Source organism: Allopseudospirillum japonicum, from assembly GCF_900108915.1.
GTDB classification, from domain to species: domain Bacteria; phylum Pseudomonadota; class Gammaproteobacteria; order Pseudomonadales; family Halomonadaceae; genus Pseudospirillum; species Pseudospirillum japonicum.
Genome location: NZ_FNYH01000007.1, coordinates 147,123 through 158,027, shown reverse-complemented (window position 1 = coordinate 158,027; position 10,905 = coordinate 147,123). Strand labels below are relative to the sequence as shown.

General features: G+C 48.1%; 5 protein-coding genes. All 5 read right to left on the bottom strand.

What is annotated here, in order from left to right; genetic code table 11:
* Nucleotides 1-5,330 (bottom strand): DUF4347 domain-containing protein (locus BMX05_RS08155; protein WP_143051953.1); only part of this gene is annotated, 5,330 nt, incomplete at its 3' end.
* 279 nt (nucleotides 5,331-5,609) lie between these two features.
* Complete coding sequence (acpS, locus tag BMX05_RS08150) at nucleotides 5,610-5,978, bottom strand: holo-ACP synthase (protein ID WP_245710579.1); 369 nt, start codon at nucleotides 5,976-5,978, stop codon at nucleotides 5,610-5,612.
* Nucleotides 5,979-5,998: 20 nt separating this feature from the next.
* Nucleotides 5,999-6,481: a YajQ family cyclic di-GMP-binding protein gene (locus tag BMX05_RS08145; RefSeq protein WP_093309951.1), complete on the bottom strand. Its 483-nt coding sequence runs from the start codon at nucleotides 6,479-6,481 to the stop codon at nucleotides 5,999-6,001.
* A gap of 61 nt (nucleotides 6,482-6,542) precedes the next feature.
* A complete protein-coding gene (locus tag BMX05_RS08140; RefSeq protein WP_093309948.1) occupies nucleotides 6,543-7,928 on the bottom strand; it encodes a sigma-54-dependent transcriptional regulator in 1,386 nt (461 codons plus the stop codon).
* 38 nt (nucleotides 7,929-7,966) lie between these two features.
* Complete coding sequence (locus tag BMX05_RS08135) at nucleotides 7,967-10,885, bottom strand: ATP-binding protein (RefSeq protein ID WP_093309945.1); 2,919 nt, start codon at nucleotides 10,883-10,885, stop codon at nucleotides 7,967-7,969.
* Nucleotides 10,886-10,905 lie beyond the last annotated feature (20 nt).

Below are 10,905 nucleotides of genomic sequence, written 5' to 3'. Positions count from 1 at the left end.
ATCCCGACACCGACAGGTAAGCTGATGTAGGTGACCATCTGGGGTGAACTTTGCCCAGCAGTTGGGCTAACAAAATGCAATGGAATATCCGCTTGGGCACTTTGTTGGTTGGTGTCGTCTCGATCGGCGAGCACAGGATCAAGGTACATTTGGGTACTCGGTTGGCCTTGTTCATCGGTTGTGCTGATCAAGCTGACTGGTACCCCATCAACCAAACTAGGTTCCTCAGTCACTGTCTCTGTAGTTTCCTCGGTGACTGTTTCCGTTGGTTCGTCAGTGACCGTATCCGTGGTTTCCTCGGTCACCGTTTCCGTGGCTTCGTCAGTCACTGTCTCTGTGGTTTCCTCGGTCACCGTTTCCGTGGCTTCGTCAGTCACCGTATCTGTAGTTTCTTCGGTCACCGTTTCGGTGGCTTCATCAGTCACCGTCTCTGTGGTTTCCTCGGTCACCGTTTCGGTGGCTTCATCAGTGACCGTATCTGTAGTTTCTTCGGTCACCGTTTCGGTGGTTTCTTCGGTCACTGTTTCGGTGGCTTCGTCAGTCACCGTATCTGTGGTTTCTTCGGTCACCGTTTCGGTGGTTTCTTCGGTCACCGTTTCGGTGGTTTCTTCGGTGACTGTTTCCGTGGGATCTGTAGGTGGCGGGGTGACCGTACCACCGCCACCGCCTGTTGATGGTGTGGTGACATTCAGTGTGATGGTATTAGGTGTGGCGTCAGTAGAGTGGCTTATACTGTTATCCTCTACCGTAAAGGTGAAGGTATCAGAACCCGCAGCATTTGGGGTGTAAACCAGGTTGCCAAGATCAGCCAGATCGATCCAGTCACCGTCACTCACAGCATGATCATTCAGTTTCAGAGCACCATTATCAATCGTCTGAACATTGACCTGTACACGATTCAGACTATCGCCAGTATCCACATCAGTAAAACCAAAATCACTGGCACTAAAGGTATGAGTTTGACTGGTATTAATAGAAACTGTTTTATCGGTACCTTCTGGGGCATCTGAAGTATTCGTCAAATTCAGAGTATAGGTTGCTTCAGGTGATGTATGACCACCTGCATCCGTGACGGTCCAGCTAAAGCTTGCCGCACCCGTGCCCGCAAGGTTCGCTGTTGGCGTGAAATCCAGTTTGCTGATATCCGCAATATTAATATGTACGGTGCCAGTGAGATTACCTGCTGTTGTGCCATAGCTGATACCGCCAACAGTGGATGTGCCTGTCGTGCCCGTAGAATCCAGTGATAAAACACCACCGACAACTGTAGACGTATCAATAGTCAGATATTCCAAAGCATCCGGTGTATCTTGTGAGTCCTGAGTTGTCGGCAGTTCGGTTGCTGTCAGGCTGACTGACGTATCTTCATTGCCACTATCGGTGTAGCTGGTGGCAACCGGTTTGGTGTCATCAATCACCGTCATGGTAAAGCTGGCTGCCGTTGACGTATCCGTCCCATCATTAACTGTGACCGAGAAGACACGATCCCCTTCAGTGGGAGCCGAGAATTTCAGGAATTTAATAAACTCTTCAGCGGCGAGTGCAGAGGCATTATCGGTATCAAAATCAATGCGCAGATCGGCACCGCTTTGACCTGTTTTTGTCGTATCAACCGTACCAATGGAGACAAAGTTAGCACCATCGAACCACCATACACTATCATCTGCTGCAGGAGTTGAATCAGCCCCACCCTCTGTCGTGCCAAACTTAATATAAACATCCAATGGATCAACTTCATCAGCATCACTTAAAAAAGATCCATCTGCAATACCTGAGGTGCGCTCAATCAGAACATAACCACCGTTATAGTTCAGGGTGCTTTCGTCCCCATCTACATCGGTCACAGAGACATTGTTATCATCGATATACTCAGAGGCGTTAATACTGACTTGGGTGCTATCACCATTGAGAGAACCGATAACCGGCGCATCGTTGACCGGGGTAAAGTTAACCGTAACAGTTTCAGCCGTACCTGTGCCACCTTCGCTATCATCGACCGTGATGGTGACGGTATCCGATGTTGTGCTGTTAGCGACCCCTTTGTAGGTCACATTCGATGCGGTTTGTAAGAAGGTATTAATTTCTGCTGCGGTTCCAGTCAGGGTGATAGCATGGGTGCCACTGTTGCCTACCTCGACCCCACTGGCATCCGATGCTGTCAGCGTTGCAGAGCTGTTTGTTGCTGTGAGTGTGGCGACAATATCACCCGTCGTGTCCACATCGGCAAATACTGGTGTTCCGGTAATCAGATTGGTGGCTGTATCTTCCAGTGCGGTAATGGTGGTTGTAACGCCCGTCAGTGTCGGTACATCTTCAACTGCGGTAATATCCAGCGTCCAGGTAGCTGCTGTGGAGGTATCGCCTCCGCTGTCAGTGACTGTCCAGGCAAAGCTGCCTGCACCTGTGCCTGATAACTCGGCGGTTGGTGTAAAGACCAGTTTGCCAATGTCACCTATGGCGATATTGACTGTACCGGACAAATTACCTGTTGCGGTATCAAATGTAATTCCCCCCGTCGTTGATGTACCACCTGCCGGTGTTCCTGTCAGGGAAAGTACCCCACCTGTTACCGTGGAGGTATCAATAGTAATGTATTCAACCGTATGTGCGGTCCCTGTATCGGTATCTTCTGTGGTTGGCAGTTCAGTATTACTGAAGGCGGTGACCGCCGTATCTTCATTGGTTGAATCGGTATAGTTGCTGGCAGTTGGCCTAGCCACATCCAGCACCGAAATCGTAGCCGTATCTTCGGCCGCCTTCATACCGTCACTAACGGATACGGTTAGCGTCACATCAGTGGTGGAGGCTGCGGAAGTGAAGGTTAATTCTGATGTGTCATTCAGATAGGCGTTAACTTGTGTGGGAGAACCCGACACTGCCACAGTTTGTGAATCGGCCTGAACAACGGCAGCGCCGCCTGAGTGATTGCCACCGGCCGATGTTGCCGTAAGGGTACCGCTATCTACCGAGATAACCGCAGTCACCACTGAAGAGTCCACATCGGCGACAGAAGACGCCGCCAAGTCCAGATATTGCCCTACTGAAAGTACAACAGAATCATCCGGTACAGCTGATACGGTTGGGGCATCATCCACTGCGGTGATATTTACTGTCACCGATCCCATTGCAACATTGGAGGTTGTCCCGTCAGCTCCGGTAATCGTGATGGTTGCAGCTCCGGTGCCGCTTGCATTCGTAGCACCGGTATATTGTACGTTGGAGGTGGTATCCAGCCAGGTGTTGATAGCGCCCGGTGCGCCGGTCAGGGTCAAGGTATCCGTGGTGCTACCACCAACAGTAACGCCGCCTGAGGAAGAGGCAACCAGTGTACCTGCGCTGGCAGTCAGGGTAATGGTCACGGAGGCGCTGTCCACATCAGCCACGGTAAAGCCCGACAGATCCAGGTTGCCCTGGGTATCTTCAGTAAAACTGGCAGGCGTAGCAGCACCAGATCCGGTAGGGGCATCATCTACCGCATTGACTGTAATTGACGTCGTTGCACTGTTCGTTGAGAACGCTGTGCTTGTGCCGTTAACGCTGGCATTTCCTGTCTGTGCAGAACCATTGGTTGAAGCGCTACCACTGGTCTGGTCCCAGGCCTGGAAGGTAAAATTAGCAGACCCGGAATACTCCGTACCACCAGTAAAACGCACATAGGTTGCACTATCCAATAGCAGAGCGGCACTGGTACTGACACTACCAAAACTGGTCCAGTTCGTGTTGTCTGTGGAAAACTCCCAGCTTCCGGTACCTGTGGTTGCTGTCACGGCAATACCACTGCTGGCACCACTATCTACATCTGCCCCGTTTATATTGCCGTCAGCCAGAATAGCGGAGACCAGTACTCCGGTCGATGGCGTTTCTTCGTTAACTGCTGTCAGGGTGTAGTTGCCTGAACTGGTAATGGTGGGGGCATCGTTAACAGCGGTAATATCAAAGGTTATAGTTTCGTCATCTGTACCACTGTTACCGTCATCTGTCTGAATCTGGATAGAACCTGCGTTGGTACCACTCAGGTCCGCTGTTGGAGTAAATGTCAGTGCGTCCAGAGCGTTATTTACGTCGGTTAGAGAACCACTGAAAGAGATAGAGGCAGTACCGTTTCCGGTCAGGCCAGTCAGCCCGGTGGTTGTTACAAGACTTGCTGTACCACCGCCGATGGTGAGCGTCACTGTTTGGGTATCACCGGCATCATCATCTGCGATCTGAATATCATCCGCAATGGCAACGCTGGTCGCATCTTCCGATACGGATGGTGATGATGGCAGTGTAATTGTTGGAGTGTTGTTTGATACTTCTGCTGCTGCAATGACGATATCATCAAAGTATAGGTTCATTAGAGCAGATGGGTTTGTCGGTGTAATACGTATTTCGTCTAGATTTGTAAAGCCAGTTTGTGATGAAAAGTCTACAGAAGCAGTGCTATTACTGTTAAAGGTTTGGCTGAAACTACTACCTGATATTTCAGTATTATTCTTATATGCTGTAAAGTTAAGCTCCTGAGCACTTCCAGACGTCAGCTTTATTACCATAGACGTTACTTTAAAGGCACCACCATCGGTACTTTTAAACTGAATTTTATCATATGCCCCATCATCCAGTGCAAGTGCCATATCACTAGCAGAAGAGCTGATTCCCCCTACGGGTTTTATTTCAATATCAGTTTGTGTTGCTCCATTATTATCGACAATCAGATCCAGGCCACTACCCAGAATATTTGTTTTGGATGGATCAGCTGCTGGGGTCTCTGAAGTCCAGTAGTTTGTGCTACCAAAATCAATAGTACCTACGGCTGGAGATAGTAATAGTGGAATTTCTTTCAGCTGCGAAATGACAGCATTGCTCTTATCTGAATATTCTATTTGTCCAATTTCTTTTTCAAGAATCCAGTTGCCGCCAAGTTTCTGGCTCCCAGTGAGATCATCTGATGCGGCTATATCTGCACTTGTGGCCTGTGAAAGCTTGCCGATAAAATCCACACCGGCTTGATTAGCGGCGACATGACAGCCATACAGCAAAATATCACCGCCTTCGGTGAGCGCCTTACCAATCTGGCTCAACTCAGCTTGGTATGTCGCAAGCGTCTCGTGGGATAGGGTGGCATTACCCAGTTGTTGGGCACCTTCTGAACCGTGCCCCACAATATGCATGGCACGATAGCCTGAGTGGGTCTGTGCCCACTCGGCCATTACCTGAAACCCATCCTGATCCGGGGCAACCTTTACGACATCGGTTGTTTCGGACAAACCGTCAATCAGGGTCTGGTAATCCGGCAGGCTGGCGTCAATAAAGATGACTTGTCTATCAAGCTGATGGTGAGTGGGTTGCATAGCGATCCTTCCCTTGATTATTTTTACTGTAACCACTGATTTCAGCGAGCTTTGCGGTTTAGCAAATATAAGATTGATATTAAATACTATAATAAAGAGCACTAATTAATTATATAATATTGAATTTAAAAGCCCATCAATAAAATAAAAACAAAAACAGCAAGATATATTTATAAGGGAATTTTCTTATAAATAAAAGGAGACTAGCAGGTGGGTGTTGGCTTATTTCAGGCCGCGAGAGCAGCTAGCCAATATTGCCTTTTTCCAAAATCACCAAAATCACTTTTCCAAAATCACTGTGGCTAAGGCATAGTGGCCATCATCCGTGAGGGCAAGGTGCATATGCTGCACGCCTAAATCTTGCGCACGCTGCGCTGCAGCTTGCACCATATGCAATTGAGGGGCTCCCAGAGAATCTGAAGTCACAAAAATATGGCGCAGGCTCATGCCGTAACGAAAGCCCGTGCCTAAGGCTTTGGCTGCAGCTTCTTTAGCAGCAAAACGCTTGGCTAAAAAAGCGGCTTGTATGTGGGCAGAAGCTGGCCAAGCAGCCAGCTCAGGTTCAGCAAGAATGCGCCGAGTAATCTTCAAGCCGTGCTGATCTAACAAAGCTTGAAAACGGCGAATATCGGCTAAATCATTGCCCAAACCAAGAATCATAGGAAAAGTTAGTCGCGGAAGTTATTGAACTGCAAAGGCAAATCAAGCTCTGCTTGACGTAGTAAACTCATCACCGCTTGCAAATCATCGCGTTTTTTCCCTGTGACTCTCACTTGCTCGCCTTGGATTTGCGTTTGCACTTTTAACTTAGCTTCCTTCACCAATTTAGTAATTTTCTTTGCGAGCTCTGCATCAATCCCTTGACGCAATGTCAGCGTTTGCCGAGCTTGTTTACCACTTTGCACCGGCTTGCCTTCTTCAATACAAGCCACATCAATACTGCGTCGGCTCAGTTCGGCACGTAATATATCTTGCATTTGTTGCAGCTGAAACTCGACTTCCGCATGCAAATGCACTTGATTGTCTTGACGCTCAAAACCGGCATCTACATTTTTAAAGTCAAAACGGTTACCAATCACACGTTTGGCTTGATCGACTGCATTGGTCAGTTCGTGACTATCAAATTCAGATACCACATCAAAAGAAGGCATACTTGCAATCCTGTTATTCTCATCAAAGGAGGCTTAGCCTAGCAAATTCCCGCGTCAACCTCTAGCGGCTCGAACGTCGTCTAGGGATACCTAGTTTCTGGCGACGCTCCCACAAACATTTGCGACTAATTCCTAGTTTGCGGGCCAGCTCGGTTTCGCTCATTTGGTCTTGATGCTCGAGCACAAAATGCTGGAAATAATCTTCCAAAGATAAATCACTGGGCGCTTCGCTATTGTCTTCCTCTTCCTCAAATCGAGGCGGACTGGTTTTTAAATTGATCGCAGGTTTTGCCTGTTGGCGATCTGGGACCACATGGATTTCTTGCGCAGAAATCAGATTTTCTTCCGTGAGAATCACCGCCCGTTCGATAATATTTTCTAGTTCACGTACATTACCTGGCCAAGTATACGCAAGGAGTTTTTCACGCGCGGCTTTCGAAAAGCGTAATCCTTTGCGTGCTAAACGTGTGCAAGTATCTTCCAATAAACGCTCAGCAATCGCGAGCACATCTTGGCCACGATCTCGCAAGGGGGGGAGGTGAATTTCCATCACATTTAAACGATAGTAAAGATCTAAACGGAATTCTCCGCGCTCGGTCAGTCCTTTTAAATCTCTATGGGTCGCGGCGATAAGACGTACATCAACCTTACGTGATTCCACCGAACCTAAACGGCGGATTTCTCCCTCCTGCAACACTCTTAACAAACGGGCTTGTGCTTCTAAGGGAAGTTCGCCAATTTCATCCAGAAACAAGGTGCCACGGTCGGCAGCTTCTACCAAACCATTACGACTCGCATTTGCCCCAGTAAAAGCGCCTTTTTCATGGCCAAAAAGCTCAGATTCGATCAAGGTTTCTGGAATGGCTGCACAGTTCACACAAATGAGTGGCCCATCACGGCGAGGACTGAGTTGATGCAAGGCACGGGCAACCAATTCTTTTCCCGTACCCGATTCACCCAAGATTAAAACTCGGGTATCGACAGGCGCTACCTTACGTAATTGACGATAGACTTCCTGCATAGGCTCGCAATCACCGATCATGCCCAAATCATTCGCAGCCTCATCGCGGGCGCTTACAGGTGCCTGTCTCTCCTTGGGATGCTGGCTCAGAATGTGATTGACCGCTTGCAACATTTCCTCATGATCGAACGGCTTGGCGATATAATCCACCGCCCCGAGCTTCATTGCATCCACCGCAGAGCGTAAACTGGCATAACTGGTCATAATCAGTACAGGCGTAGCTTGCGCCGCTGCGATCAGCTCAGTGCCTGGTGATCCTGGTAAGCGCAAATCACTGATAATCAGATCCAAGGATTGCGCCTGTAGCAAAGGCAAGGCTTCTTCTACCGATTGGGCTTCGCTTACTCGAAAGCCATTGCGTTCTAACAAGCGCCGCAGGGCAGAACGAATAATGCTTTCATCCTCAACAATCAAAATATGGCTCATAGGCAAATCCAGACGAAAACTGCGAGTGATGGCTGTAATCAGCCGTCCAAAGGTTGTGCAGGGAGACGAACACGCACACAAGTGCCTCCTGCTGGCGTTAGTGGGCTATCCACGTGTAAGTGGCCGCCAAATTCTTCTACTAAAGAGTAGACTAAAGCAAGCCCCAATCCTGTGCCTTGGCCGGCGGGCTTAGTGGTATAAAAGGGCTCATAGATATGGGCTAGTGCATCTGCCGGAATCCCACAACCGTGATCTAATACACTGATTTCTACCCAAGCTTGGGCTTGATGCACTTGGATGTGAATTTCATCCTCCTGTGCGGTGGCATCACGCGCATTGCTTAATAAGTTGACTAAGATCTGCTCCAGCTTTTGCGCTTGCGCATACACATGGGTATGTAAATCTCCACGACAAATATATTCACGCTGGCGACCTTCCGCACTGAGCTGCAATAAATTCACCGCTTCTTCAACACAATCACCGACCCGAATCAGGGAACAGGCCGCTTGCCCACGTGCTTGGCCTGCATGGGCAAAGCTCACCAGTGTATGCACAATACGGCTGACCCTTTGGGTTTGCTGTAAAATCTGCTGGGCCATTTCGGTGAAGTCTTCATCTTGGCTTTCATAAATAAGGTTTTGCGCCAATGATGAGATCCCTGTAATCGGGTTGCCGATTTCATGGGCGACCCCTGCAGCTAAACGTCCAATAGACGCCAAACGCTCGCTATGGATCAGCTCATTTTCGAGTGTTTTTAATTCGGTTTGCTCCTCGATCACCAATACAGTACCACAGTGTTCAGGCGTTGCTGAAACCAGAGGCGCTTTGTGCAAGGCTAAATAGCAAGGGGGCTGATCGGCAAATTCCAAGGCTTGTTTGTAGACATGTGCCGCTTCACCTTGTAGAAAACTTGTGAGTTTCGGTCCCCAAGGCGTTGGTGCATCCGCTAGTTGAGAACCTATCATATGCGCGGCTGGAATCTGCGTGAGTGTCGCTAATGCTGTATTCCAAAATAACACCTCGCCATCTGGCCCCAAAGTACAAATACCCAGGGGTAAAGATTCTAGAGTTTGTCTGTGATAACGCCTTAAGGTGTCAAGCTCACGTGCTAAGCCACTGAGTTGGGATTGATATTCCTCTAAGCGCAATTCCATAAAATGGATATCATCATGCGCATAACGCGCTTGCCAAGGCAAATAGGTATCCACAATTTCTTGCGCAATCGCAGGTCCCATCAAACCAGAAAGATTCGCTTGGATGCAATCACGCAAACGTCGTAAAGCATAAGGACGATTTTCATTTGGACTAAAGTCTAAACTAATAAGCGCAGTTTCTACTTCGCGCTCTGCAATGGTATGCCCCAAAGGCACCGCAAGAAACCGTGTGAAATCAGCCGCTGTACGCGCTTGTAAAGGTAAGCGTTTAGGACGAATCAGCGCATCGACCGCACATGCTTGGGCGGCATTGATTTCGTCTTCATCTGCACGCGTGATTAAAGAAATCCCAATCAGAGTGCAGGTATTGACTGTGAGGGAAATTAACGCCACCTGATACCAGTGTAATTCGGCATTCAAATCCCAAGACCAAGGCCCAAAATCAAGCTGATTGACACCAAATAACAAGGGCCACCATAAACCTAAAACCCAAATGCCAACGCCAGATGTCAGTGCCAAAACGACACCAATACGGGTGACGGTTGGCCAATACAAAATGGCAATAATGGCGGGTAAAAACTGAACAATCCCCACAAAAGAGGTCAGCCCCAAGCTGGCTAAATCATGGCGTACACTCAGTACACGATAAAATAAATAACCGGCCAAAATAATCATACCGATTAGTAAGCGTCTTAACCATAAAAGCCAACGATAAATATCTAAAGGTGCACGCGGTGGATAAATAGGCAAAACTAAGTGGTTAAGCGTCATCGCTGCCAGTGATAACGTAATAATAATGAGTGTGCCACTGGCTGCAGCTAAACCAGCAACAAAAGCTAAAGCTGCACCAAAGGGCGACAAATGTGCCCCTATATTTAATAAGAAATATTCAGGGCGGCCATCCAACTGTAAGCTTTGTCCCGCCCAATAAATTAAAGGCACAGGAATAGCTAGTAATATTAAATATAGACTTAGCCCCCAACCCGCTTTGCTTAAGGCTTGTGCGGACGGGTTTTCCGTAAACACCATATGAAACATATGCGGCATGGCGACGGCTGCAGCAAAAAACAGCAAAAGTAACGTACGTCCAGCGCCCTCGGGCAGGGTAGCACTGGCTGGGCGCATCCATAAGGTGTCTGCGTCTAAATTCGCAATTCCTGCGATTCCACCTAATAAATATAAGGCATATCCACCCAGAATTAATAAAGCTGCTAGCTTAACTAGGGATTCAAAACCAATAGCAACCACTAAACTTTGATGACGCTCACGTAAAGAAGTGTGACGAGCACCAAATAAAATCGCAAATAAGGTAATCACACAGCAAAAAGCAAACGCAAGATTATAAGGGGAAGACTCATTCGTTAATAAATAAATAGAATCCCCTACCGCTTGGATTTGCAAGGCCAGCAAAGGCAAGGTCGCTAATAAAGTAATAAGAGTAATCCCTGTTCCCAACCAAGGACTGCGAAAACGAAAGGCAAATAAATCCGCCAAAGAACTTAGTTGGTAAGTACGTGTAATACGTAAAATAGGAAGCAATAATACCGGCGCTAAAATAAAGGCTGCAGCAATCCCTAAATAATAAGTCAAAAAACCATAACCATGCTGCGCTGCTAATCCGACTGAACCATAAATTGCCCACGCACTGGCATATACTCCAAGGGATAATACATAGGTTGCTGGATGCCCAATCCATTGTTGCGGCAACCAGCCACGTTCTGCGCTATAGGCACAAGCGAAGAGAATAAAAAGGTAGCCAATACCTAACGCAAAAATCTGGCCTAGGCTAAAGCTGACATCCATGAGACTTTTTATCCTCAATC

Coding starts and splice junctions, on each gene's coding strand:
- BMX05_RS08140 (WP_093309948.1), bottom strand. CDS start 7,928: ATGAGCCATATTTTGATTGTTGAGGATGAAAGCATTATTCGTTCTGCC.
- BMX05_RS08145 (WP_093309951.1), bottom strand. CDS start 6,481: ATGCCTTCTTTTGATGTGGTATCTGAATTTGATAGTCACGAACTGACC.
- BMX05_RS08135 (WP_093309945.1), bottom strand. CDS start 10,885: ATGGATGTCAGCTTTAGCCTAGGCCAGATTTTTGCGTTAGGTATTGGC.